Genomic DNA, 24,446 nt, shown 5'->3' on the forward strand with positions numbered 1-24,446 from the left:
AGCCTTCGCGAGCAAGCCCGCTCCCACAGGAGGGGATTTGTGTCAGGCAGAGATTTGCAGCAGCCAGTTTTTGAACGCCATCATCGCCGCCGTCTCCGGCCGTGACTGCAAGCGCGTCAGCCAATAACTGCCGGTGGTGATTTCAATCGCAAACGGCTGACGAATCACGTCCGCCGCCAGTTGCCGGGCGAACATCAGCGGCGGTGCCAACGCCACCCCGCTGCCCTGCACCGCGGCCTCCATCATCGCCAGCGACGAATCGAAGACAATGCTCTGCGGCGGCGCCGCGTGGGTCGCCAGGCCGGCGGCGTGAAACCACTCCGGCCATTCATCGGTGCGATAGGAACGCAGCAAGCGCTGTTGCAGCAGATCGCCCGGGGTATGCAACTGCCGGGCAATTTCCGGCACGCACAGCACCGACAGGGGCGCATCCAGCAGACGCGTTGCCTCAATGCCGTGCCACGCCCCGGCGCCAAAACGAATCGCGTAATCCAGCCCTTCAGCCGCGACGTCGACCCGGTTGTTGTGAGTCGACAGCCGCAAATCTATGAGCGGATGTTTCGCCTGGAAGTCTGGCAGCCGTGGCAGCAACCAACCGACCGCAAAGGTTCCGACGGCACCCACGGTCAACATTTCCCGGTACTGACCGCCGGCCAGCCGCTCAAGCATCTGCGCGATATGATCGAACGACGTGGTCAAAACCGGCAACAGGGTCTCGCCTTCACTGGTCAGCATCAGCCCGCGGGGCAGGCGTTTGAAAAGGGTGACGTTGAGTTGCGCCTCAAGGCTTTTCACCTGATGGCTCACCGCCGCCTGAGTCACGCACAATTCCACAGCGGCGCGGGTAAAGCTCAAATGCCGCGCCGAAGCTTCGAACGCGCGCAGTGCATTGAGCGGCAGTTGAGGTCGAATCATGCCCAGTCCCAAATTTTTCTAATGGCTCATCCGAAATATCATCGTTTGTCGACGAGTGCCAGACTGCCTAAATTGTCGGCGCTGATCAGTTGCCCAACAACAAAATCGCCCGCAGTGTAGCGGGATATCACCCTCAACACTCATGGAGAGTGGTTCACTCATGTCCTTCATCAACCCGAGCAATTTCATTTCTTGCAGCGCTTTCGGCCTGTTTTTCGGCGCTGCCGCGTGCCTGGCTGCCCAGCAAACCGATGATCAGTTGCAGGCGCTGGTCAAGGCCACCGTGACCCCGGTCATGCAGCAACAGGACATTGCGGGGCTGGCCGTGGCCGTGACCGTCGATGGCAAGACGCACTACTTTAACTACGGTGTCGCCGACAAAAGCACCGGACAACCGGTGAGTGAAAACACCCTGTTCGAAATCGGCTCGGTGAGCAAAACCTTCACCGCAACCCTCGCCGCCTACGCCCAGGCCAGCGGCAAACTGGAATTCTCCGACAAGGCCAGCCAGCACTGGCCCGAGCTGAAAGGCAGCGCTTTTGACCACATCAGCCTGCTGCAACTGGGCACTTACAGCGCCGGCGGCCTGCCATTGCAATTCCCGGATGCTGCGGATTCTTCCGACAAGATGCTCGGCTATTACCAACAGTGGAAACCGACTTTTTCGGCCGGCAGCCATCGCCTGTATTCCAACCCGAGCATCGGCCTGTTCGGCTATCTGGCGGCGAAAAGCCTTGGCCAACCGTTCAATCAGGTCATGACCGAAACCCTGCTGCCGAAGCTCGGGCTCAAGCACACCTTCCTGTCGGTGCCGGCGTCTGAACAAAAGCTCTACGCCCAAGGCTATGACAAGAACAACAAACCGATTCGAGTCAGCCCCGGTGCCCTCGACTCCGAAGCCTACGGCGTAAAAACCAGCGCCGCGGATCTGCTGAAATATGTCCAGGCCAACCTCGACACCGCCAAACTCGAATCCCCCGTGCAAAAAGCCATCGCCCTCACCCACACCGGCTACTACACCGTCGGCGACATGACCCAGGGCCTGGGCTGGGAACGCTACACCTACCCAATCAGCCTCGACCGTCTGCTGGACGGCAACTCGACGCCAATGGCCATGGAAGCGCACAAGGTCAAATGGCTGAATCCGCCACAACCGGAGCCGGTGAACGTGCTGCTGAACAAGACCGGATCCACCGCAGGCTACGGCGCCTACGTCGCGTTCGTGCCGTCGAAGAAAGTCGGAATCGTCATTCTGGCGAACCGCAACTACCCGAATGGAGAGCGGGTGAAGATTGCGCACAAGATTCTGGGTGAGCTCACCCGGTAATCGGACCATGAAAAATGGGCGACCTGTGAAGGTCGCCCATTTTTATTTGAGGGATTGAAAACTACGCCTGTAGCTTCCAGCCCAATACATCCATCAGGTCGCAGCTGTCGCGCAGAGGGATTGCCAGCACCCGGGCGAAATCCTGCAGCAACAAGGCATCGTGGCCGATGCCGTCGCCGAGCGACAGTGATTCCAACAACTGCGTGACGCTGCGCAAGCGATAGGCGGCGGTACCGTTGAGTACGTCAACCGGGGCTTCGCGGTCGATCAGGAGGCAGGGGATCTGGCAGTCGATGCCGGTAATGGGGATGTAGCGGGGTTTGGTTGAATCGGTGGAAATTTCAGGTGATTCGACATCCGTTTTCTTCATGGGTGAAACTCCAATGGGGACTGTTGAGACCGCTACCCATCTCACTTCCACATGAGGGTGGCAGCTGCACGCAGGTGTGGAAGACCGAGCCAATCACCCGAACCCGGCGCACTCGAAAGCGCTCCCGCGTACAGCCACCATAAGGTCGCGATGTTGACATAAAAGATGTCGCCATGCGCATAACGGGGCTTGGTGAATGAGTCTGCAAACGGACTTCCACATCCGGCCGCTGATTTTGCAGCGGCCCGAAGAGGTTATCGGCGTTCGACCCAAGCCACCAGTTCACCAACGCCGTCGCGCTTTGAAGGAAATTTCCGACAGGGTTGAAGGCCCTTACGCAGGCCACTTTGATAGGAATATGCGGCAACTATTCACATGGATGACCGACCGGAGTGGATGTATCTAAACTGCATCGAATCAATCCGTAGCTAGCGATGACATAATGAATACGATATTTAACCCCGCTGACCGTCAAAGGGCGATTTAATGGAAATCAGAGGTCTCAGTCTCAGGAATGTAGGTCGGTTCAAAGATCTGAGCATTCTGCTAGCACCCACAGGTAAGCACACATCGAACGTGACAGTTCTAGTGGGGAACAACGGTGCAGGAAAGACCACCCTTTTGAAATCGCTTGCCACTGCCCTAAGCTGGCTGGTCGCAAGGATTCGTACCGAGAAAGGCAATGGCAACCATATCTCTGAAGGAGACATTCAGAACAGCGCTACCGACGCTTACATCTCAACGGTCGCTGCCGACTATCTACTTCGCAGCTCCGACCTTTCCGAAGTGAAATCGAAAAGACATTTGTTCGGATGGGGTATTGCACGCGGCAGGCAAGGGCGAAAGACCGCACTCCATAGCGAACTAGTGCAAGCGAGTCAACTTGCAGACCACTATCGAACGCTGCTAACGACCGATGACAAAGCTTCGCTTCCATTAATAGCCTACTACCCGGTCGAACGTTCCGTTCTCGAAATCCCTTTAAAAATCAAAACCAAACACACCTTCGACCAACTCGACGGTTACGACAACTCGCTCAACCGAGGCGTAGACTTCCGCCGCTTCTTCGAGTGGTTTCGCGAGCGTGAGGACAGCGAAAACGAGACGGGTATTTCCGACACTGCACTGGCTGAAATCTCCATAAAATTCGGCTATGACAGTGATGTCTGGAAAACCCTTTCCAAACTGAAAGCCTCCTCCCGCGACCGCCAGCTTACAGCCGTCCGTTCCGCCATCGCCGCTTTCATGCCCGGCTTCACCAACCTGCGCGTGCAACGTAAGCCGCGCCTGCACATGGCTATCGACAAGGACGGCGTCACCCTCAACGTCGCCCAACTCTCGCAAGGCGAGAAGTCGATGATGGCGCTGGTCGGTGATATCGCCCGCCGCCTGGCAATGATGAACCAGTCGCTGGACAACCCGCTCCACGGGGACGGCATCGTGCTGATCGACGAAGTGGATCTGCACCTGCACCCGAAATGGCAACGCAGTCTGATCCGCCAACTGAGCGAAACCTTCCCCAACTGTCAGTTCGTACTGACCACCCACTCGCCACTGGTCATCAGCGACGCCAAGGATGTGCTGGTTTACGTGCTCAATGACGGTGAACTCCACGAACACAACGGCCTGTACGGACTTGATGCCAATCAGGTGCTGCTGGAAGTCATGGACACCGACATCCGTAACAGCGACGTTCAAAAACGTTTGAACGCACTGCTCGAACGCTTGCAGGACGGTGATCTGGAAACCGCACAAAAGCTATTCGCCGAACTGGCAGAAGAACTTCCAGACGGTCATATCGAACTGGCGAAAGCCGCGCTGTTGCTGCGCAAGTTGGAGTTGCGCCGTGCGTAAGATCACCAAGGGAACCGAGCCGGAACAACTCATCAGATGGAAACGCGCCAACACAACATTACGTTACCGGGACCTGCCCGGCGAAGAACGAGTGAGCGTGCGCACGGCCTGTATAGCGGAACAGTTCAGCCTTTGCGCCTATTGCTGCCAGACCATTGCAGGCGACAACTCGCATAACGAGCACGTTGAGGCCCAGGATAAAGCTCCCAATCGCACCTTGGAGTTCACCAACATCGTCGCCAGTTGCCAGCGCCAGAATCAATGTGGACATCATCGAGGCACGCGCCCACTAGATCTGACGCCCTTGATGGAGGAATGCGAGTCGGAATTGAAGTTTTATCTGTCCGGAAGAGTGACCGGCAAAACTGAACGGGCAAATTCAGCTCTGGAAATTTTGAATCTCGGTCATACCGAAGAAAGCAATCGCGGACTCATAGGGGCACGGAAACAACTGGTTGATCAGTTGATCTTTACAGGAGGCATGCAACCCGGTGACCTTGAAGATGAAGAGCTTCTGGGCATTCTCCTTGATGACATGCTGACTCCCAAGAATGGCCAGCTTGCGGCTTTTTCTCCGGTTCTGGTCAATGTCATCCGTCAGCTCCTGCCCTGATGTTCAAAGTATCGTGGCCATTCCCGCGGACAAAAAAATGGCGATCGTTTAAGACGTTCGCCATTTTTTATTCAGAGCCTGCCTCAATCAATCATCCGGCATTTCCGGTGGCTTGCTCGGTTTCGCCGGTTTGCTCGCCTTGGCGCCCTTCTCGCCTTTCTTGGCTGCCGGTTCGGCGGCGGTGGCCTTGGTTTCAGCGACCGTCGGTGCGCTGATTTCCTTTTCGCTGGCCGGCAGCGCGTCAACCGTGTCGAAGATTTTCTTCAGGTCCACCGATTTCGCTTCATCGCCCGAGGCCGACAGTTTGGTCTCGCCGTCCTTGCCCAGCAGGAACACTTTAGGATACGCGCCGGCACCGAGTTTCAGCGACCGCAGCAAAGCCATGGTGTCTTGCTGGCCGAGATCCTTGCCATCGAGTTGTCCGGCCATATTGAGGATTGTGTAGACCTTGATGTTGCGGTCGGCGACGCCCTTCTTGTTCGCCGGATCTTCCAGCGACTTTTTTAGCCCCACCCACACCGGGTCGACGGTGCTTTGTGCGATTACGATCAACGGTCGAGCCCGTCCCATATCCCCGGCTATGGGCGAGTCATTGTCAGCGGCGAACAAGGGGCCGGCAATCGCCAGCAAGAGTGTCAGGGTCAGTGACCTGATGAGCATGCGCATCTCCTTTTGATATCCACGCTCTAATGATTGCGCATCGCGGCGATTGTTCCGGGGTCGTGCCCGGCAAATATGTTTCGCCTTGTCAGAAGCTTAGGTCAGCCGCGTCATTGCGCAACCGCATCGGCGTAATCGTGACGCGGATTTGATTACCTTTTATGAGCGCATTAGGGTGGTCGTTCTGCCCACGAAATGGAGTTCAACCCATGCACATCGACTACCTTTGCGATCACCCGCATTTGATTGAGGAACTGGCTGCGCTCAATTTCAAGGAATGGGGCGAATTCCGTGACGGCGATACCCTTGAAGCCCGCACCGAGCGGATGCGCGCGGCCTGCGGCAAGGGTGCGGTTCCCAGCGTGGTGGTGGCCATGGAAGATGGCAGATTGCTCGGCGGCGCGCTGTTGATCGACAGCGACATGAAGATCCGTCCCGAGCTGACGCCTTGGCTGGCCGGGGTTTATGTGAAGGCCGAAGAGCGTGGACGCGGGGTTGCTTCGCAACTGGTCAATCGGATTGTCGAAGAAGCCAGGGCGTTGGGCGTACAGACCTTGTATCTGTACACCGACGCTGCGCAATCGCTGTATGCGGGGTTGGGTTGGGAGGTGGTCGAGGATCTGGTCTACGAAGACCTGCCGGTGACGATCATGAAGTACACCTTTACGAGCTGAGATTCCTCCACAGGTTTTGTCCGGCTCAAAGATCGAGCCGGGATCAGAACGCCAGTTTGTAGCCGATCAACAGCAACATGGTCGCCAGGCACGGGCGCAGCAATTCATCGGAAATGCGCCCGGTCAGGTGACTGCCAAGCCAGATGCCCGGCAGCGAACCCATCAGCAGGAAGCCCAGCACGCCCCAGTCCATGTTGCCCATGCTCGCGTGGCCCAGACCGGCAACCAGGGTCAGCGGCACGGCGTGGGCGATTTCGGTGCCGACCAGACGCCGGGTCGGCAGCAGCGGATAAAGGATGAACAGCGCGACCGTGCCCAAGGCGCCGGCGCCGATTGAAGTCAGGGCGACCATGGTGCCGAGGATCAGGCCGGTGATCACCGTCATCACATTCAGGCGCGCACCGCTCGGGTTGTAGTTGCCGCCAGCGCGTTTGTGGGCGAATTCGAGCAGGCGCTTCTTGAACAGAATCGCCAGCGCCGTGGCGAACAGTACGAAACCCAAGGCCTGTTTGATGATCGCGTTCATCGCCTCGGGCGCGGTGTGCAGCGTACTGAGAAACCACAGGGTCATGGCGACTGCCGGCACGCTGCCGAGAGTGAGCCAGCCAGTGATCGCCCAGTCGATGTTGTTGTTCTTTTTGTGCACCAGCACGCCACTGGATTTGGTAATGGCCGCGTACAATAGGTCGGTGCCCACCGCTGTTGCCGGGTTGATGCCGAACCACAGCAGGATCGGCGTCATCAACGAACCGCCGCCGACACCGGTCATGCCGACAATAAAACCCACCACCAGCCCGGCAATCACCAGGCCGAAATTTGCCAATTCCATTAAGACGTCCAGAAAAACGACAGGAAAAATCTGGCCCGCAGCATAGCGATTTTTCATATAACCACATATATCGATGCGGTCTATCGTTATGCCTTCCAGCCACACCGCCTTTATCTGAGTGGGAGCGGGCTTGCTCGCGAAGGCGGTGTGTCATTCACGTAGATATCGACTGACACGCCCTTTTCGCGAGCAAGCCCGCTCCCACAGGGGTTCTATGGTGCCAGGTAGATCAATGCACGCGCCGGCCCGGTTTGAAACTGTGATGCCGGTTGATCCACACCGTCGCCAGCGCGATCAGCGACAGGATCAACAATGCCCATGGAAACGACATCGCGCCCGCCCGATCCAGCAGCAACCCGCCAAACAGACCGCCGCCAGCAATCGCCACGTTCCAGGAGGTGGTGAGCATCGCTTGCACCACGTCCACGTGCTCGCCGGCCGAATCCGCCGCGGCTGTCAGCAGCAACGTCGCCGAGCCACCAAACGACAGGCCCCACACGGCCATGCAGGTGTAGATCAGCCACGGCGACGGGGATATCAGCGCCAGCACCAGTGCGGTCACGGCAAACACCGCGAGGCTGATCAGCGTCAGCCAGCGCAACCAGCGGTCCACCAGCAGGCCGATGATCCAGATCCCCACCAGCGAACACAGGCCGAACACCAGCAGCACCAGATCGACGCGCTCGGCCAGCCCGGCCTGCATCAGGAATGGCGCGATGTAGGTGTAGAGAATGTTGTGCCCAAGCATCCAGGTCAGCACCACGAACAGCACCGGCCGTACGCCCGGCAGACGCAGCGATTGCATCAACGGCAGGCGTTCGGCGCTGGCCTGACCCGGACGATCCGGCACCGCCAGCACAATCCACGCCGCCAGCACCAACGCCAGCGCCGACATGATCCCGAATGAGGCGCGCCAGCCGATCAGGTTGCCCAGCCAGGTTCCCGCCGGGGTGCCCAGCGACAGCGCCACCGGGGTGCCGAGCATGGCGATTGCCAGTGCCCGCCCCTGCTGGTGCACCGGCACGATCCCGCGGGCGTAACCGGCCATGATTCCCCACGACAGCCCTGCCGCCATCCCGGCCAGGAACCGCGACGCCAAGGTCAAGCCGTAATGGCTGGAGAACGTGGTCACGGTGTTGAACACCAGGAAGCCACCGACCGTCATCAGCAGTACCCGCCGCCGTGGCCAGCCCCGGGTGGCGACGGTCAGCGGAATCGCCGCGACAATCGAGCCCAGCGCATACAGCGTCACCAGTTGCCCGGCGAGCACTTCGCTGACCCCAAGCCCGGCGCCGATCTGCGGCAGCAGCCCGGCCGGCAGGGTCTCGGTGAGGATGGCGATGAAGCCGGTCATGGCGAAGGCCAGCAACGCGGCATAGGGCAGTTTTTCTGTGCGGGTGGCGCGGTCGATACGGTTGAAGTCGGTGCTTGCGGAGTCGGTCATGACAGGTGCAGCTCCCTTTGGATCAATAGTAGCGATGGATTGTATACAAAAATCCCACGCACAATTTGATCAATGTGGGAGCGAGCCTGCTCGCGAATGCGGTGGATCTATCAGAGATTCAGCGCCTGGCAGATCGCTTTCGCGAGCAGGCTCGCTCCCACATTGGATCTCCGCACTTACTGCACCGGAAGGAAATTCAGGAACAGCAGACTCTGCGCGTAATTCAACCCTATGCGCCGGTAGCGCTCATCGAGCATCTGCGCCAGCAGGTCGAGCCGCGCGACGATCTTGCCGAACTCGGTGGCGAAACTCAGGTTGCTGCCCTCCTCCGAGATTTCGTTGGAGAACAGCAGCGGCTGTCCCTCCTTGTTCTGCCGCTGGGCCAGAATCCATGTGGCTTTTTCGATGTTGCGCGCGGCGTTGTGGACGAAGGTCGGGTTGATTGCATCGGTCATGTAGAACTCGATGCGATTGCCGTGGGCGGTGACCAGCATGCTGCCGATGGCATAGATGAAGGCGCCGACCCGATCCCCGAGAAACTCCGGACTCATCGCATAGCTGAGCGCCGCCAGATCTTTGCGCCCGCCCAACACCGGTAACGGTTGCTGCTGCTCGACGGCAAGGCGCACCTGTTTCACCGCCGTGTTGATGTCGAGGAAGCCCGACTTGCGCAGTTCTTCCGGGTTGCGCAAATACAGCTTGCCCATCAGGCGATAAAGGCTGTTGAGGTTGTCGCGCATCGCCAACGTGGCCATGCGATCGACGCTGGTCTGCAGGAATTCCTGCGGTTGACCGTCACGCATCTGAGCGATGAAACCGTTGCCGGTCTGGTGCGTGCAACCGCTGACAAACAGCGATGACAGACAGGCCAGCAACAGGCACGGGCGGCGAAAAAATCGGGCGATCGGGTGAAAAACTCTCGGCATGAATTCTCGAACGGGCACATTCCTGTGCGGCGGGCGTCGCCGCATCCTGGCCATGGATAGAGCCGCCGAATCCGGAAAAGTGCAGCGCTGGCACGATTTCCCGACCTTCGGCAACTATTTAGTATGACTTTATATTTGCACTAAACCTTTAACCGGCTATAAATTCTGACTCAACCCACAATTAGCATGACTATTACCCTGTTTTGAAAACAACAACAAAAAGGAAGGTCAACCATGCTTCAATCACGTCACCTGCTCTCCGGCCTCGGACTGTCCCTGATGATCGCCACCCTCTCCGCCAACGCGGCCGGCCTCAGCGCCGAACACAAAGCCTTTGGCAAAACCAATGACGGCACGCCCGTCGAGCAATACATCCTGCGCAACAGTCACGGCATGCAGGCGACCGTCATCACCTACGGCGCCACCCTGCAATCGCTGCTGGTGCCGGACAAACACGGCAAAGCAGCCGATGTGGTGCTGGGTTTCGACGATGTTCAGGGTTACCAGAAAGGCACGGCGTATTTCGGCGCGACCATCGGCCGTTTCGGCAATCGCCTCGCGGACGGCGCGTTCGAACTCGACGGCAAGCGCTATCAGGTGCCGCAGAACGACAAGTCCAACGCCTTGCATGGCGGTACTCAGGGTTTCGACAAGAAGGTCTGGAAAGCGCAGGAAACCAAGGACAAGGATTCCGTCGGCGTGACCCTCACCTATCTGTCGGCAGACGGTGAAATGGGCTTCCCCGGCAATCTCACAACGCAGGTGACCTATCGCCTGACCGACAGCAACGAGTTGCGCATCGACTATAAGGCCAGCACCGATAAACCGACCGTGCTCAACCTGACCAACCACAGCTACTTCAACCTCGCCGGTGCCGGCAATGGCGACATCCTCAAGCAGGTGGCCACCTTGCACGCCAGCCATTACACCCCGGTCACCGGCAAACTGATCCCGACCGGCGAACTGGCGCCAGTGGCCGGCACACCAATGGACTTCACCAAACCCACCGCCATTGGTACGCACATCAAGGCCGATCACCCGCAGCTGAAATTCGCCGAGCCGAAACAGGGTGGCTTCGATTTCAACTGGGTGCTGGATACCAAAGGTGATGTGAGCAAAGTCGCCGCCGAGGTCAGCGATCCGCAGTCAGGGCGGCATTTGCAGTTGTTCACCAGCGAACCGGGTGTGCAGTTCTATACCAGTAACTTCCTCGACGGCACGGTCAAGGGCAAGGGCGGCAAGGTCTATCCGCACTGGGGTGCGTTTACCCTGGAAACGCAGCACTATCCGGATGCGCCGAATCAGCCGGACTTCCCGAGCACGCGTCTCGATCCGGGGCAGACTTACAGCCATAACGTGGTGTTGAAGTTTTCTGCCAGGTAAAAGCTGAAGATCAAGAGATCGCAGCCTGCGGCAGCTCCTACAGTGGGACCCCATCCCTCCTGTAGGAGCTGCCGAAGGCTGCGATCTTTTGCTTTTGAGCCCCATGGAACCCCTGCGCTATCCTGCTGCCCACTAAGGTATCGACCATCAGCACAGGAGGTTTGAATGCGTACCCTTGAACTGGCAGGCGTGCAGGTTCCAGTGATCGGCCAGGGCACCTGGCGCATGGGCGAAGATCGCTCGGCGCACCCGCGTGAAGTGTCCGCGCTGCGCCAAGGCATCGAACTCGGCATGACTCTGATCGACACGGCGGAAATGTACGCCGAAGGTGGCGCCGAATCTGTCGTCGGCGAAGCCATCGCCGGTCTGCGCGACCAAGTGTTTCTGGTGAGCAAGGTCTACCCGCACAACGCCAGCCGCACAGGCATCCCGCAAGCCTGCGAGCGCAGTCTGCGCCGGCTCGATACCGATTACATCGACCTCTATCTGCTGCATTGGCGCGGCCAGTATCCGCTGGAAGAAACCGTCGAAGCCTTCGAACGCCTGCGCGAGGACGGCAAGATCGGCCGTTGGGGCGTGTCGAATTTCGACGTCGATGACCTCGAAGAACTGTCCAATCCGGCCTGCGCCACCAATCAGGTGCTGTACAACCTGGAAGAACGCGGCGTCGAATTCGACTTGCTGCCATGGTGCCAACAACAGCGTATGCCGTTGATGGCGTACTGCCCGATCGGCCAGGGCGGCGCGATGCTCGCCGAACCAGCGCTACAGCAGATTGCCGCTCGTCACAACGTGACCCCGGCACAGGTTTCGCTGGCGTGGATTCTGCGTCAGGATGGTGTGATTGCGATTCCCAAGGCTGTACGACCAGAACACGTGCAACTCAATGCACAAGCGGCGCAGTTGCAACTGGATGCCGGGGATCTGGCGGCGCTGGATCAGGTATTCAAAGCGCCACAACGCAAGCAGCGGCTGGCGATGGTCTGAGTCGCTGGCCGTTGGCGAGGGCTTCGTCATGAGAAGCACTGATCAGTACGACCCGTTCAATCTGCAGCGTTTCGTCCAGGCGCAGGACCCGGTGTTCGAACGGGTTCAGCGTGAACTCGGTGAGGGTCGCAAGCGCAGCCACTGGATGTGGTTTGTGTTTCCGCAGTTCGCCGGGCTGGGTGGCAGCGAGATGTCCCGGCGTTACGCCATTCAATCCGCCGAAGAAGCGCGGGCCTATCTGACCCACGACCTGCTCGGTGCGCGGCTGCGCACCTGCACGCAGCTGGTACTGAACATCCGCCAGCGCTCGATTGCCGAGATTTTTGGCCACCCGGATGACCTAAAATTCCACTCCTCGATGACCCTGTTTGCGCAGTTCAGCACCGAAGATTGCCCGTTCGCTCAGGCACTGGAGCGCTACTTCCACGGCATCCTCGATGAATGGACCCTGCAGCTGCTGGACTCAAAACAGGCCCAGTTGCCCCCCGATCAAGGTTGAGAAATCGTCGTCGACGAACGGCAGAATCGCATCGGCTACCGGCTGCAGCTGGCGGCTGATGTAGTGGTCGTAGTCGATGGCGGCGCGGCGCACTTCCAGCGGTTCCGGCCCGGCCAGGGTGATCACGTAACTGATCCAGCCACCGTTCTGATATTGCCGCGGGCGACCCTGCTGCGCGTTGTAATCGTCGGCCAGCCGCGCTGCACGCACATGCGGCGGCACGTTGCGTTCGTAGTCGTCGAGGGTGCGGCGCAGGCGCTTGCGGTAGACCAGTCGTTCATCGAACTCGCCGGCCAGAGTCTTGCGCACGTAATCGCGCACGTAATCCTGATACGGCTTGCGCTGGAAGATCCGCTCGTAGAGTTCCTGCTGGAACTGCCGAGCCAGCAGCGACCAGTCGGTGCGCACGGTTTCCAGGCCCTTGTAGACCATTTCGTCACTGCCATCGGCGCGCGTCACCAGTCCGGCGTAGCGCTTTTTGCTGCCCTCCTCGGCGCCGCGAATGGTCGGCATCAGAAAACGTTTGTAGTGGGTTTCGTACTGCAATTCGAGAGCACTTTGCAGGCCGTATTCCTCACGCACATGCTCGCGCCACCAGTCGTTGACGTGCTTGACCAGCGCCTGACCGATCTGCGCCGCTTCCTCCTGCCCGTGCGCACGACGCAGCCAGACGAAAGTCGAGTCGGTGTCGCCATAGATCACCGCGTGGCCCTGCGCTTCGATGAGCTGGCGGGTGCGCAACATGATCTCGTGGCCGCGCAGAGTGATCGACGATGCCAGGCGCGTATCGAAAAATCGGCAACCACTGGAGCCGAGCACGCCGTAGAAGGCGTTCATGATGATCTTCAGCGCTTGCGACAACGGCGCGTTGTGCTCGCGCTTGGCGGTCTCGCGGCCCTCGGCGACCCGCGCGACAATCGACGGCAGGCAATGCCGGGTGCGCGAGAATCGGGCGCCGCGAAACCCCGGCACCGAATCGGCATCGTCCGGGTGTTGCAGGCCCTCGATCAGGCCCACCGGGTCGATCAGAAAAGTGCGGATGATCGACGGATACAGACTCTTGTAATCCAGCACAAGCACCGACTCGTACAGCCCCGGCTGTGAATCCATGACGAAGCCACCGGGACTGGCCTGTGGCGGGTTGGTGCCCAGGTTCGGCGCGACGAAACCCTGACGGTGCATCAGCGGCATGTACAAATGGGTGAACGCGGCCACCGAGCCGCCGCTGCGATCTGCCGGCAGGCCGGTAACGCTGGCGCGTTCGAGGAGAAACGTCAGCAGTTCGGTCTTGGCAAAGATCCGCGTCACCAGCTCACAGTCCTTGAGGTTGTACTTGGCCAGCGCCGGTTTGTCCTCGGCGAACATGCGGTTGATTTCATCCATGCGCTGGTACGGGTTGTCGATCGCCTTGCCCTCGCCGAGCAGGGTCTGGGCGACGTTCTCCAGGCTGAACGAGGGGAAACTCCAGGTCGCCGAACGCAGCGATTCGATGCCGTCGATGATCAAGCGCCCCGCTGCCGAGGCAAAGTAGTGCGTGCGACTGCCGTGTTCGCGCCACTGCATCTCCTCACCGCCACGGCCGATTTTCAACGGCACACCGAGGCGTCGCGCGTGTTCGTGAAGGATGCGCAGATCGAACTGCACGACGTTCCAGCCGATGATCGCGTCGGGGTCGTGGAGGGCGAACCAGTCGTTGAGCTTCTTAAGGATCACGGTGCGCGAGTCGCAATATTCCAGATCGAAGTCGACAATGCTGGCGTCACCGTTGGGCGCGCCGAGCATGTACACCTGACGCTGGCCGCAACCTTCGAGGGCGATGGAATACAGCTCGCCGGTTTCGGTGGTTTCGATATCCAGCGAGACCAGCCGTAGTTGCGGTCGGTATTTCGGATCAGGTTTGAGTTGAGCGTTGAGCAAGACGCCGTCAGCGTCGGCGTTACCGCCGAACAGCACCGGTGCAGTGATGAAGCGCTCCATCAGGTAGCGCTCGGGCGGACGCACGTCGGCTTCGAAGACATCGACACCGGCGCGGGACAGCGCGGTTTCCAGGCGCATCAACTGGCCGTGTTGCTGGCAATACAGGCCCAGCACCGGGCGATGTTCGAAGTCCTGCAGGGCCAGCGGGCGCAGTTCGACGTTCTTTTCGTCGTGCAGCAGGCGTTCGGCCGCTTCGCGTTGAGCAGCGGGGATAAACGCTACCGACGTTTGCGGCGCCAGGCGCACACGGCGCGGCCCGGCGTCGGTCGCCAGCCAGAACTCGACTTCGGTGCCGGCCGGGGTATCGCGCCAATGCCGGGTCAGGACGAAGCCCTGCTGTAAATCCACCACTGCAACCTCAGGAATTGAATCAGAGAGGCATTCTACGCGGCATCGTCCGAGATAACCCCATCCCCTGTGGCGAGGGAGCTTGCTCCCGCTCGGCTGCGCAGCAGTCGCAAAGCCAGGCAATTCGGTGTATCAGGCAAACCGAATTCTCAGGGTTTGGGCCTGCTACGCAGTCCAGCGGGAGCAAGCTCCCTCGCCACAGGGTTAGAGGTGAGCCGGAAAAACCGGCAAATGACGTTTTTTGCGTGCTATCTGCCGCTTTGCCACCTTGCCCTGCGCGCAAGGGTCTACGATGCTTGAATAACAACGACAACACCTGAGTAACCGCCATGAAGACCGTCGCCCAACTGCTCAAGCTCAAAGATCAGAAAAATCAGGAAGTGCACCATATCGATCCCGGTCACATGGTGCTCGAAGCGCTGATGAAAATGGCCGAGAAAAACGTCGGGGCCTTGGTGGTGATGGAAGATGACAAAGTGGTCGGCATCATCAGTGAGCGTGATTACGCACGCAAACTGGTGCTGCACGGGCGCTCGTCAGTGGGCACACCGGTGCGCGACATCATGGTCAAGGACGTCATCACCGTGGACACCCACCAGACCGTCGACACCTGCCTGGGCATCATGTCCGACAAACGCCTGCGCCACTTGCCGGTGGTGGAGAACGGCAAGCTGATCGGTCTGCTGTCGATCGGCGACCTGGTGAAAGAGGCAATTGCCGAGCAGGCGGAACTGATCAAGCAGTTGGAGCAGTACATTCGCGGGGAATAAACCCTTCCCACTTACAGGAGTGAGCCCTGTGGCGAGGGGATTTATCCCCGATGGGGCGCGAAGCACCCCCAGAAAAGCCGGGACCGCTTCGCAGTCCATCGGGGATAAATCCCCTCACCACAGAGTTCACTCCTACATTTTGGTTTATCGGGTGATCAGGACGGCCAATGCCGGGCGAAGACCGGTGCCAGCACCGGGTGCCGGTCGATGCGCTGCAACCACGCATAAAACCCTGGACGGGTCTGGCGCAGATGCTCGCGGCTCCCCGCCCAGCGCGTCACCACTGCCGCCAGCACGTCCAGCGCGCCGGGCGTTTCGTCGTCCAGGTACAACTCGGCGGAAAACTGGTCGGCAAACACTTCCCAGCTCCAGTGCAGGCGCTCACGTGCGCCGGCCATCAGGTTCTGCCGTGAGGCTTCGTCGGGCATCACCAACCAGCGCTCGGGATAATCGATGACACCGATGGACGCGTAGCAATTGCTGGCGATGTAGACCATGCCGCGAATCGCCTGATCGCGATCAGACGCCTTGACCGGCAACAGGCCGGACTCGGGAAAACTCAGGCCCAGATGAATCAGAATCGCCACACTCTCGGTGATCGCACTGCCATCGGGCAATTGCAGGGTCGGCACCTGCTTCATAGGATTGAGGCGCGCCAGTGCCTCGGCGGCTTCGCTTGAGGCTTCGATATCGATAAAGCGATAGGCGATCTGGCATAACTCCAGCGCTGCCTCGATGGCTGCGGCACCTGAATTGCGATGTCCGTACAGTTGATACATGCCCCCTCCTCGATCTCGACAGATCTGTGTAGCCCTATTTATAGCGGGTGTATCCGCTTTGGCACGTTTTTCCCATGCAATCGCGACTTGCGAATTCAAACCTCGCAAAACAGCGCTGGCGGTGCCCATCCCGCACCAAGAGCAATCATCGAACGCTATCCGCGTTCTTGTAAGGTGCGATACCGAACCAAAAGTTCGCGTATCCGAGCTGGCAACAAGGAGTTCACCGCGTGAATCTTCAAACGCTCTGCCGCATCAGCCTCTGCTTGCTTGTTTATCAACAACGCCGAGTTCATTCGAACAGTCCCGGCGGCCAGTGCCTCTACTTTATTACCTGACTCCATGACCACACACCGTGATTGGCGATGACGCTTCGCCGACAACGGCGTGTTATTTATTTTTTAAATACAACTGCAAAAATTCCTGCACCAGCGCCGTATTAATGAACGCAGGCGGGATTGTCGGACAATAACTTTCAGCGACTTTGCAAGTGCACCAAAACGGCTCCAGTGAGTTGAATTATTCAGCACTGGAAACATTGATTTCATTTAAACAAGAACAAGGAACATACGCCGTGACCCGCTAAAACACAGACCCGCACCAAATCAGTCCGCCGCGCACCAGCAAGTGCCCGGGCCGTTAGCCAAGCCGCCGCTCTATCCCGCCGATCAGCGTGATACCGCGTAGAGCCTGACTCGCCTCTGAAAAAACTCCACTCAATGGAGTTTCGGGAAACTGTTGGCCGGAGAAATACACGATAAAGGCAAAACTTATATAAATGCGACATGGGTAACACTGATGAAATAAGACCTATACATTTCGGCAACATCTGGCACAGCGGTTGCTACATGAAAAAAGCACAAGCATGAGACACCAACATTGATCTCAAGCGATAGAAGAACAACCAGGGAATGGCTAATGAACACTCGAAGTCGATGGCTCTAAGCCAGTAACTGTAAGCAAGCCCTGTTCTATAGATAGTTCAACTATCGGCCTGCGTACACCTTGAAAAAAGTTACACCCACCCACTCGAACATCACCCCAATGTTCGGACGGCACCTTATTGCCCTTCATCAACCCGAGGGAGCTTTAATGAACGATGCGGTAAAGCACAGAACCCTGCCGGGGTCGTTACGGGAAGCGCCAATCCCGCTGTCACCGGACAGGCCAGCCTTCACGGCCAATACCTCGCAACCCGGCGGGTTGAACAAACAGCAAATGCTGTTGCTGGTGGCGGTATCGGCGCTGATACACGGCGGCGCCTGGTGGTTTTTCCAGCAGACCCGGCCCGAGCCACTGCCGACTCCGCCGCAGATTCCGGAAATGACCGTCGAGCTGAGCAGCCCCACGCCGCCGGCACCGCCCACACCGGAACCGCCGCCCCCACCGCCACCGCCGCCCCCTCCGGAACCTGAACAACCGGTGGAAGACGAAGACGCGGTCAAGCCACCGCCAAAACCGGTAGAGAAACCCAAGCCGATCGAAAAACCGAAACCGGTCGAGAAGCCCAAACCGGTGAAGAAAGTCGAGCCGCCGAAAGCTCCGCCCGCCCCGGCACAACCGGCCGCTCCCGCTGCGCCGGCGACACCGAGCGCGCCACCGGCCCCGGCCGCAGCGCCTGCCCCGGTCAAGGAATCGGCAGCGATTTCCGGTCTCGCCAGCCTTGGCAACCCGCCGCCGGAATACCCGTCGCTGGCGCTGCGGCGCAATTGGGAAGGCAGCGTGGTGCTGCGCATTCAGGTGCTGGCCAACGGTCGCGCCGGCTCGGTGACAGTGACCAAGTCCAGCGGCAAGCCGCAACTGGATGACGCCGCCGTCGCGGCGGTAAAGAACTGGAAGTTCATTCCGGCCAAACGCGGTGACACGCCGATTGACGGCTTCGCCACCCAGACCATCGATTTCAAATTGCCGCAATAACGGCACAACCCAACGAACTCACAACCGACTTAATGCAAGCGAGGTGTAGCGATGAACAATTCACTGTCTTCGATGATTGTCCCCGGTGTGCTCTGGGGCCTGGTGCTGTTTTCCGTGGTCAGCTGGGCGATCCTGCTGGTCAAGTCGGCGCAATACCTGCGCCAGAAAGCCCAAAACAAACAGTTCAGCAAAGCCTTCTGGGGCGCGCCGGATCTGCTCACCGCGGCCGAACACGCCAGCCAGTATCCGGGCTCGCTGGCGCGCATCGCCAGCAGCGGCTTCGAAGCCTTGCTGGTGGAAGAGTCGCCGCGCACCACGCAACAACTGGCGCACACCATCAACCGTTCCGATCGCCTGGAGCGCAACCTGCGCCAGCAGATTCAGAAGGAACGCCGCTCGCTGGAAAACGGTCAGGCGATCCTCGCCAGCATCGGCAGCACCGCGCCCTTCATTGGTCTGTTCGGCACCGTGTGGGGAATCATGGAAGCCCTGCAAAGCATTGGCGAAACCGGTTCGGCCAGCCTTGAAGCGGTCGCCGGCCCCATCGGTCATGCACTGATCGCCACTGGCGTGGGGATCGCCGTCGCGGTCCCGGCAGTGCTGATTTACAACTTCTTCCTGCGCCGCCTGAAACTCGCCTCGGCGGACATGGATGACTTCGCCCACGACTTCGACGCCCTCGCCTCGCGCAGTGCGTTCTCTATCAGTCGCCAGGCCATCACCAGCAAAACCACAGCCGCCGTGCGGGAGGCCAGCTGATGTCGTTCTCCACCCAAGACAGCGATGAAGTGCTCAGCGAAATGAACGTCACGCCGCTGGTGGACGTGATGCTCGTGCTGCTGGTGGTGTTCATCGTCACCGCGCCGCTGATGACCAACGCGATCAAGGTCAACCTGCCGAAAACCGATGCCGTCGCTCCCGCCGAAAAGAAAGACCCAGTGGTGGTCAGCGTCGATCAGGACGGCAAGTTCTACCTGGCGAAAACCGAACTGGCGCCGGAATCGCTGGAAGCCAGCCTCAAGGAGGTCAAGGCCAAGGACGCTGAAGTACGCGTGCAGTTGCAGGCCGACGCCAACGTCAACTACGGCCAGGTAGCCAAGGCCATGGCATCCATCGAACGCTCGGGCATCAGCAAGATTTCGGTGATGACCACCCACTGAGTGCGGTGCCGGGCGCGCGTTGAGAAGCGCGCCCGGCACCGCTGAAGCATCCCGTCGCAATCAGCCGACCGAAAAAACGCCAGGCGTCTTCGGAGGGGATCGGCTTGCTTGAAGAAAGTGGTTTTCCGCACGCGGTATCACCGAAAGCGGAGCAATGAGGGGCTCACAAGGCCAATTCGATAACGTCTAAAAAGTCGGAAATAACCATGCTGATGAACACTCCACGCTTCACGCTCAAACCTTTGGTGGCAACGATCTCTCGTCACCGTTTTGTCCCGTTGTATCTGGTGGCCATGGGGATGGGCGCCGGGACTGTGCAAGCCGCCGAGGATGACAACACCGCCGTGCCCGCTGCGGCAGCGGTGGTGGCGCCGACCACGCAACTGCAACGGGTGGAAGTGACGGGTTCGGCGATTCGCCGGGTCGATGCGGAAACGGCGGTGCCGATCACCATTCTCAAGGCCGATGAGCTGCGTAAACAGGGCGTGACCACCACCGCCGAACTGGTGCAGCGGATCACCGGCAGCCAGTCGATCAACAACAGCGCCGGCTCGGTCGGCGCTGCCACCGGTGGCGCTTCGTTTGCCGACATGCGTGGCATCGGCGCGAACAAGACACTGGTGCTGCTCAACGGTCGACGCCTGGCGAACAACGCCTTGTCGGGCACCAACTCGGCCGGCGGCGCGGTGGATCTGAACATGATCCCGTTTGCCGCGATCGAGCGCGTGGAGGTTCTGCGCGACGGCGCATCAGCCTTGTACGGCACCGACGCCATCGGCGGCGTGATCAACTTCATCACCAAAAAATCCCTGACCGACGGCCAGCTCACCCTCGGTGGCGAAACCCCGACCCACAGCGGCGGCGGTGCCACCAAAGACATGAGCGCCAGTTGGGGCTACGGCGATCTGGAGCAAGACCGCTTCAACGTCCTCGGCGTATTCAACTACAACAAGCAGCAGAACCTCGACGCCAACGACCGCTCCTTTGCCCGCGATTATGTGCCCGGCCGTGGCCTGGACCAGACCTCCGGCACCGCGTTCCCCGGCAACTACAGCCAGAACGGCAACGCCACCAACCCGTTGGCCAACAGCAATTGCAACGGGCCGAACCTGGTGGCGCGTGACGGCTTGTGCCGCTTCAGCACCCGCGAATACATCGACCTGATTCCGCAAACCGAAAAAACGTCGTTCTTCGGCAAGACCACCGGCAAGCTGGCGGATGACCACAACGTCAACCTCGAATACTTCTGGTCGCGCAACAACAACGCCACCGCTGTCGGCCCGGCCCCGCTCACCGGTTTGAGCCTGGACTCGTCGTCGCCCTACTACCCCGGCAACGGCATCACGCCCGGCCCGACTGGTTTCGCCCTCGACCCGACGCAACCGGTCGATGTCAACTGGCGCGAGACTGCTGCCGGCCCGCGTGAATCGAAAGACCAGAACACCAGTCAGCGCTTTCTGCTGAGTTTTGACGGTCTGGTCGGCGGTTGGGATTACAACGTCGGCGCCTCGTACAACCAGAACAAAATCGTCTCCAGCGTCACCAGCGGTTATGTCAGCGATCAGGCGATGATCGATGGCCTGGCCAGCGGTCTGCTCAACCCGTTCGGCCCGCAATCGGCCGCCGGTCAGCAGTACATCGACCAGGCCATGTATCACGGCGCCTATTCCACCGCCGTCGGCCGCGTGGCCGGTTTCGACGGGCGGATCAGCCGCGAGATCGGTGACTGGTTCGGTGCGGGACCGTCGGGTCTGGCATTGGGCGGCGAGTACCGCAAAGAGAAATTCCACCAGGACTTCGAACAGTTTGCCGGTGACATTCAGAGCCTCGGCATCGACCCGGCCGGTAGCGTCGAGGGTGACCGCAGCGTGAAAGCCGCGTACGCCGAAATCAACGTGCCGGTGCTCGACAGCCTGGAACTGTCCGCCGCTGTGCGTCACGACAAATACAGCGACTTCGGCAGCACCACCAACCCGAAATACTCGTTCCGTTATCAGCCGCTCAAAGAGCTGGTAGTGCGTGGCGCGTACAGCGAAGGCTTCCGTGCGCCATCGCTCTACGAGCTGTATTCGCCGCGCAGCATCACCTACACCCAGGGCTACTACAACGACCCGGTGCTGTGTACCGGTGGCGTGGTGCAACCGGGCGGCAACGGCGGGCGTGATTGCGGCCAGCAGTTCCTCAATCAGATCGGCGGCAATGAAGATCTGGCCCCGGAGAAGGCGCGCAACGTGACGCTGGGCTTCGTCTATCAGCCGGTCAGCAACCTGTCGGTGGGGCTGGATTTCTGGTGGATTCACATTTCCAACCAGATCCAGCCGTTCCCTGAATCCACCGTGTTCGATCAGGCCGGCAGCTACCCGGATCGCTTCGTGCGCAACGCCGACGGCACGCTCAACTACATCGTCACCGGCAACGCCAACCTCGGCATCGTCGAAACCAACGGTGTCGATGTGTCGCTGGACTACCGCTTCCCGAACACGCCTTACGGCCAGTTCGGTCTGGGCCTGCAAGGCACCTACGTGGACGAGTACGACTTCCAGAGCACCATCAAAGGCCCGTTCACCGACAAGGTCGGCGACTTCGAAGGGGACGGGGTGATCGCGCGCTGGAAGCACAACCTCACCGGCAGCTGGACCTTCGGCGCTGCACGCGCGTCGCTGACCAACCGCTTCACCACCGGCTACAACGACTACGACCGCGATACCCATGCGCGCGTGGCGTCGTATTCGGTGTGGGACCTGTCGGCCGGCTACACCTTCAACAAGGTGCTGGACGTGGATGCGGGGATGAAGAACATGTTCGACCGCAACCCGCCGTTCTCCAACCAGGCCTACAACTTCCAGAGCGGCTATGACCCGCGCTACACCGACCCGCTGGGCCGCACGCTGTTTGCGCGCATGACGTATCACTTCTGACCCCAGGGCTGGACACATCCTTTGTGTGACTGAGCTTTTGTGGTGAGGGGATTCATCCCCGATGGGGTGCGAAGCGCCCCCAAAACCTGAACTGCGGATGACCAGAATCACCGCATGCAATGGGTTTGCGGCTGCTTCGCAGCCGGTCGGGGATAAATCCCCTCACCACAGGGCACTCCCACAGTTTTCAGCGTTGCCAGTGTGTTTTCGGGCTTAGAGGAAAAACTTCATGAGATTCATGCGCAACATGGCAGGCCTGCTGCTCGGCGGCGCTTTGCTCTGCGCCGCCGTGCCGGCACTGGCCGCCGGCAGCTACGCACTGACGGTGTACGGCGAGGCGCCGAAGTATCCGGCGGGTTTCGAGCATTTCGATTTCGTCGATCCGCACGCGCCCAAGGGCGGTTCGCTCAGCCGTGCGTCGATGGAAATCGGCCAGTACAACTACATCACCCCGTATGCCGATCAAGGCATTTCCGTGGTGCAGGTCAACGACTGGGTGTATGCGCCACTGGCGTTCCGTTCGCTCGACGAGCCCTACACCGTTTACGGTCTGGTCGCGCAACAGATGGAGCGCGATCCCGAAGGCCTTTGGGTACGCTTCACCCTCAACCCCGAGGCCCGCTTCGCCGACGGCACGCCGATCACCGCCGAAGACGTGCGCTACACCTTCAACCTGCTGATGACCAAGGGCAGCCTCAGTTATCGCCAGCAGTACGCCGACGTGCAGGACGTACTGATCGAGAATCCGCAGCAGATTCGCTTCACCTTCAAGAACAACCTCAACCGCACCCTGGCGCTGGACCTGGCGACCCTGCGCGTGGTGCCCGAACACTGGTGGAAAACTCGCGATTTCGCCAACGGCGGCGGCTTCGAACCCCCGCTGGGCAGCGGCCCGTATCGCGTGAGCAAGGTCGATGCCGGACGCAGCATCAGTTTCCAGCGCGACCCGGACTGGTGGGGCAAGGACCTGCCGGTCAGTCGCGGGATGTACAACTTCGACACGCTCACGGTGAATTTCTACGGTGACACCGACGTCGCCCGGCAGCTGTTGCAGGCCGGGGCTTTCGACTACAACCGCGAGTTTTCCTCGTCCGGTTATGTGGTGGGTTACGACAGTCCGGCACTGCGTGACGGTCGCTTGCAGCAGGCGATCCTCGCTCCGGAAAAACCCACCGCCGCCCAAGGCTTCGTGTTCAACCTGCAAAACCCGATTTTTCAGGATCGCCGCGTGCGTCAGGCGATCAGCCTGCTGTGGGATTTCGAATGGACCAACAAGCAGATGATGCGCGGCTTCTACGTGCGCCAGAACAGCTTCTGGCCGAAGAGTGAAATGGCCGCCACCGCCCTGCCCGACGCCGAGGAATTGAAGATCCTCGAACCGTTGCGCGGGCAGATTCCCGACGAGGTGTTCACCACGGTGTATCAGGCACCGAAAACCGACGGCAGCGGCTACATCCGCGACAAGCAACTGCAAGCTTTGAAGCTGCTCGCCGAGGCGGGCTGGACGCCGCAACACAGCCGACTGGTCAACGCCGCCGGCGAGCCGCTGGAGTTCACCTTTCTCGACGGTCAGGGTGGTTTTGATCGCATGCTGCTGCCGTTCAAACGCACCCTCGCGCAGATCGGCATCACCCTCAATCTACGGCGGATTGATTCGGCGCAATACGTCAATCGGCTCAACGCCCGCGACTACGACATGATCGTCACCAGTTTCCCGCGCAGTGGCGATCCGATCGTCTCTCCCGGCCGCGAGTTGTACAGCCTGTATGCCTCACAAAGTGCCACGCAAGTCGGCAGTTCGAACTCGATGGTGCTGGCCAACCCGGCGGTCGATCAACTGATCGACGGTCTCGTCCAGGCCAACAGCCGCGAAGCCATGGTGCATTACGCCCGCGCCCTCGACCGGGTGCTGCAATGGGGTTACTACATGATTCCCAACTACTACTCCAAGGGCACGCCGACGGTGTATCAGAACCGCTTCGGCATGCCGGCGGTGCAACCGGCGTACGACGAAGGCCTCAACACCTGGTGGGAGGTCTCGGCCAAGCCGTTGACCACGCAACAGATGCACACCCAGCTCGCAGGGGGTCAGTGAC

General features: G+C 59.9%; 21 protein-coding genes. 13 read left to right on the plus strand and 8 right to left on the minus strand.

Annotated features, from left to right (window positions below; translation table 11 throughout):
- Positions 1 to 42: 42 nt before the first annotated feature.
- Positions 43 to 915: a LysR family transcriptional regulator gene (locus QRN61_RS10270; protein ID WP_285373715.1), complete on the minus strand. Its 873-nt coding sequence runs from the start codon at positions 913 to 915 to the stop codon at positions 43 to 45.
- 160 nt (positions 916 to 1,075) lie between these two features.
- On the opposite strand from QRN61_RS10270, the gene ampC reads away from it, so the two are divergent.
- Positions 1,076 to 2,242, plus strand: coding sequence for a class C beta-lactamase (gene ampC / locus QRN61_RS10275; protein WP_285373716.1), 1,167 nt, complete (start codon positions 1,076 to 1,078; stop codon positions 2,240 to 2,242).
- 61 nt (positions 2,243 to 2,303) lie between these two features.
- Here the strand turns inward: ampC and QRN61_RS10280 are convergent, their stop codons facing one another.
- Positions 2,304 to 2,612: a hypothetical protein gene (locus QRN61_RS10280; RefSeq protein ID WP_096797370.1), complete on the minus strand. Its 309-nt coding sequence runs from the start codon at positions 2,610 to 2,612 to the stop codon at positions 2,304 to 2,306.
- A 486-nt stretch (positions 2,613 to 3,098) separates the two neighbouring features.
- Here QRN61_RS10280 and QRN61_RS10285 point away from each other — a divergent pair, with 486 nt between their 5' ends.
- Positions 3,099 to 4,466, plus strand: coding sequence for an AAA family ATPase (locus QRN61_RS10285; RefSeq protein ID WP_096797371.1), 1,368 nt, complete (start codon positions 3,099 to 3,101; stop codon positions 4,464 to 4,466).
- A complete protein-coding gene (locus tag QRN61_RS10290) occupies positions 4,459 to 5,079 on the plus strand; it encodes a retron system putative HNH endonuclease (protein ID WP_096797372.1) in 621 nt (206 codons plus the stop codon). Before QRN61_RS10285 ends, QRN61_RS10290 begins: the two co-directional genes overlap by 8 nt.
- Before the next feature lie 87 nt (positions 5,080 to 5,166).
- On the opposite strand, the gene QRN61_RS10295 is transcribed toward QRN61_RS10290, so the two are convergent.
- Positions 5,167 to 5,739, minus strand: a complete 573-nt coding sequence (locus QRN61_RS10295; protein ID WP_027613884.1) for a DUF4174 domain-containing protein — start codon at positions 5,737 to 5,739, stop codon at positions 5,167 to 5,169.
- A 209-nt stretch (positions 5,740 to 5,948) separates the two neighbouring features.
- On the opposite strand from QRN61_RS10295, the gene QRN61_RS10300 reads away from it, so the two are divergent.
- A complete protein-coding gene (locus QRN61_RS10300) occupies positions 5,949 to 6,413 on the plus strand; it encodes a GNAT family N-acetyltransferase (RefSeq protein WP_096797373.1) in 465 nt (154 codons plus the stop codon).
- Positions 6,414 to 6,456: 43 nt separating this feature from the next.
- Here the strand turns inward: QRN61_RS10300 and QRN61_RS10305 are convergent, their stop codons facing one another.
- The 3 genes from QRN61_RS10305 to QRN61_RS10315 all read right to left on the minus strand — a co-directional run bounded on the left by QRN61_RS10305 (position 6,457) and on the right by QRN61_RS10315 (position 9,612).
- A complete protein-coding gene (locus QRN61_RS10305) occupies positions 6,457 to 7,242 on the minus strand; it encodes a sulfite exporter TauE/SafE family protein (RefSeq protein WP_064586898.1) in 786 nt (261 codons plus the stop codon).
- Positions 7,243 to 7,471: 229 nt separating this feature from the next.
- Positions 7,472 to 8,686 (minus strand): MFS transporter, encoded by a 1,215-nt coding sequence (locus QRN61_RS10310; protein WP_285373717.1) that lies wholly within the window; start codon positions 8,684 to 8,686, stop codon positions 7,472 to 7,474.
- A gap of 176 nt (positions 8,687 to 8,862) precedes the next feature.
- On the minus strand, positions 8,863 to 9,612 hold the full coding sequence (locus QRN61_RS10315) for a hypothetical protein (RefSeq protein ID WP_027613880.1): 750 nt from the start codon (positions 9,610 to 9,612) through the stop codon (positions 8,863 to 8,865).
- A 234-nt stretch (positions 9,613 to 9,846) separates the two neighbouring features.
- On the opposite strand from QRN61_RS10315, the gene QRN61_RS10320 reads away from it, so the two are divergent.
- The 3 genes from QRN61_RS10320 to QRN61_RS10330 all read left to right on the plus strand — a co-directional run bounded on the left by QRN61_RS10320 (position 9,847) and on the right by QRN61_RS10330 (position 12,481).
- A complete protein-coding gene (locus tag QRN61_RS10320; protein WP_285373718.1) occupies positions 9,847 to 10,995 on the plus strand; it encodes an aldose epimerase family protein in 1,149 nt (382 codons plus the stop codon).
- A 165-nt stretch (positions 10,996 to 11,160) separates the two neighbouring features.
- On the plus strand, positions 11,161 to 11,982 hold the full coding sequence (locus QRN61_RS10325) for an aldo/keto reductase (RefSeq protein ID WP_285373719.1): 822 nt from the start codon (positions 11,161 to 11,163) through the stop codon (positions 11,980 to 11,982).
- A gap of 28 nt (positions 11,983 to 12,010) precedes the next feature.
- Positions 12,011 to 12,481 carry a DUF1810 domain-containing protein gene (locus QRN61_RS10330; protein WP_285373720.1) on the plus strand — a complete coding sequence of 157 codons (471 nt, stop codon included), beginning with the start codon at positions 12,011 to 12,013 and terminating at the stop codon, positions 12,479 to 12,481.
- Here QRN61_RS10330 and QRN61_RS10335 read toward each other — a convergent pair.
- Entirely contained in the window at positions 12,446 to 14,806 is a 2,361-nt protein-coding gene (locus QRN61_RS10335) for a DNA polymerase II (protein WP_179353359.1), read from the minus strand. The two genes, QRN61_RS10330 and QRN61_RS10335, sit on opposite strands and share 36 nt — an antisense overlap.
- A gap of 329 nt (positions 14,807 to 15,135) precedes the next feature.
- On the opposite strand from QRN61_RS10335, the gene QRN61_RS10340 reads away from it, so the two are divergent.
- Complete coding sequence (locus tag QRN61_RS10340; RefSeq protein WP_027613875.1) at positions 15,136 to 15,576, plus strand: CBS domain-containing protein; 441 nt, start codon at positions 15,136 to 15,138, stop codon at positions 15,574 to 15,576.
- Between the two features lie 155 nt (positions 15,577 to 15,731).
- Here the strand turns inward: QRN61_RS10340 and QRN61_RS10345 are convergent, their stop codons facing one another.
- On the minus strand, positions 15,732 to 16,355 hold the full coding sequence (locus tag QRN61_RS10345; protein WP_285373721.1) for a glutathione S-transferase N-terminal domain-containing protein: 624 nt from the start codon (positions 16,353 to 16,355) through the stop codon (positions 15,732 to 15,734).
- 1,092 nt (positions 16,356 to 17,447) lie between these two features.
- Between QRN61_RS10345 and QRN61_RS10350 the strand changes: the two genes are divergently transcribed.
- From QRN61_RS10350 to QRN61_RS10370, 5 genes are all read left to right on the plus strand, one after another.
- Positions 17,448 to 18,272 carry an energy transducer TonB gene (locus QRN61_RS10350; protein WP_027613873.1) on the plus strand — a complete coding sequence of 275 codons (825 nt, stop codon included), beginning with the start codon at positions 17,448 to 17,450 and terminating at the stop codon, positions 18,270 to 18,272.
- Positions 18,273 to 18,323: 51 nt separating this feature from the next.
- Positions 18,324 to 19,031, plus strand: coding sequence for a MotA/TolQ/ExbB proton channel family protein (locus QRN61_RS10355; protein WP_285373722.1), 708 nt, complete (start codon positions 18,324 to 18,326; stop codon positions 19,029 to 19,031).
- Positions 19,031 to 19,432, plus strand: a complete 402-nt coding sequence (locus QRN61_RS10360; RefSeq protein ID WP_003223575.1) for an ExbD/TolR family protein — start codon at positions 19,031 to 19,033, stop codon at positions 19,430 to 19,432. Before QRN61_RS10355 ends, QRN61_RS10360 begins: the two co-directional genes overlap by 1 nt.
- Before the next feature lie 206 nt (positions 19,433 to 19,638).
- Positions 19,639 to 22,350 carry a TonB-dependent receptor gene (locus QRN61_RS10365; RefSeq protein WP_285373723.1) on the plus strand — a complete coding sequence of 904 codons (2,712 nt, stop codon included), beginning with the start codon at positions 19,639 to 19,641 and terminating at the stop codon, positions 22,348 to 22,350.
- 229 nt (positions 22,351 to 22,579) lie between these two features.
- Positions 22,580 to 24,445, plus strand: coding sequence for an extracellular solute-binding protein (locus QRN61_RS10370; RefSeq protein WP_285373724.1), 1,866 nt, complete (start codon positions 22,580 to 22,582; stop codon positions 24,443 to 24,445).
- Position 24,446 lies beyond the last annotated feature (1 nt).

This window comes from Pseudomonas sp. lyk4-TYG-107, from assembly GCF_030209055.1.
Classification (GTDB): domain Bacteria; phylum Pseudomonadota; class Gammaproteobacteria; order Pseudomonadales; family Pseudomonadaceae; genus Aquipseudomonas; species Aquipseudomonas putida_A.

Excerpts from the sequence above, each read along its gene's own strand:
- QRN61_RS10270 (WP_285373715.1), bottom strand. The coding sequence starts at position 915 with ATGATTCGACCTCAACTGCCGCTCAATGCACTGCGCGCGTTCGAAGCT.
- ampC (WP_285373716.1), top strand. The coding sequence starts at position 1,076 with ATGTCCTTCATCAACCCGAGCAATTTCATTTCTTGCAGCGCTTTCGGC.
- QRN61_RS10280 (WP_096797370.1), bottom strand. The coding sequence starts at position 2,612 with ATGAAGAAAACGGATGTCGAATCACCTGAAATTTCCACCGATTCAACC.
- QRN61_RS10285 (WP_096797371.1), top strand. The coding sequence starts at position 3,099 with ATGGAAATCAGAGGTCTCAGTCTCAGGAATGTAGGTCGGTTCAAAGAT.
- QRN61_RS10295 (WP_027613884.1), bottom strand. The coding sequence starts at position 5,739 with ATGCTCATCAGGTCACTGACCCTGACACTCTTGCTGGCGATTGCCGGC.
- QRN61_RS10300 (WP_096797373.1), top strand. The coding sequence starts at position 5,949 with ATGCACATCGACTACCTTTGCGATCACCCGCATTTGATTGAGGAACTG.
- QRN61_RS10305 (WP_064586898.1), bottom strand. The coding sequence starts at position 7,242 with ATGGAATTGGCAAATTTCGGCCTGGTGATTGCCGGGCTGGTGGTGGGT.
- QRN61_RS10310 (WP_285373717.1), bottom strand. The coding sequence starts at position 8,686 with ATGACCGACTCCGCAAGCACCGACTTCAACCGTATCGACCGCGCCACC.
- QRN61_RS10315 (WP_027613880.1), bottom strand. The coding sequence starts at position 9,612 with ATGCCGAGAGTTTTTCACCCGATCGCCCGATTTTTTCGCCGCCCGTGC.
- QRN61_RS10320 (WP_285373718.1), top strand. The coding sequence starts at position 9,847 with ATGCTTCAATCACGTCACCTGCTCTCCGGCCTCGGACTGTCCCTGATG.
- QRN61_RS10325 (WP_285373719.1), top strand. The coding sequence starts at position 11,161 with ATGCGTACCCTTGAACTGGCAGGCGTGCAGGTTCCAGTGATCGGCCAG.
- QRN61_RS10330 (WP_285373720.1), top strand. The coding sequence starts at position 12,011 with ATGAGAAGCACTGATCAGTACGACCCGTTCAATCTGCAGCGTTTCGTC.
- QRN61_RS10340 (WP_027613875.1), top strand. The coding sequence starts at position 15,136 with ATGAAGACCGTCGCCCAACTGCTCAAGCTCAAAGATCAGAAAAATCAG.
- QRN61_RS10345 (WP_285373721.1), bottom strand. The coding sequence starts at position 16,355 with ATGTATCAACTGTACGGACATCGCAATTCAGGTGCCGCAGCCATCGAG.
- QRN61_RS10350 (WP_027613873.1), top strand. The coding sequence starts at position 17,448 with ATGAACGATGCGGTAAAGCACAGAACCCTGCCGGGGTCGTTACGGGAA.
- QRN61_RS10355 (WP_285373722.1), top strand. The coding sequence starts at position 18,324 with ATGAACAATTCACTGTCTTCGATGATTGTCCCCGGTGTGCTCTGGGGC.
- QRN61_RS10360 (WP_003223575.1), top strand. The coding sequence starts at position 19,031 with ATGTCGTTCTCCACCCAAGACAGCGATGAAGTGCTCAGCGAAATGAAC.
- QRN61_RS10365 (WP_285373723.1), top strand. The coding sequence starts at position 19,639 with ATGCTGATGAACACTCCACGCTTCACGCTCAAACCTTTGGTGGCAACG.
- QRN61_RS10370 (WP_285373724.1), top strand. The coding sequence starts at position 22,580 with ATGAGATTCATGCGCAACATGGCAGGCCTGCTGCTCGGCGGCGCTTTG.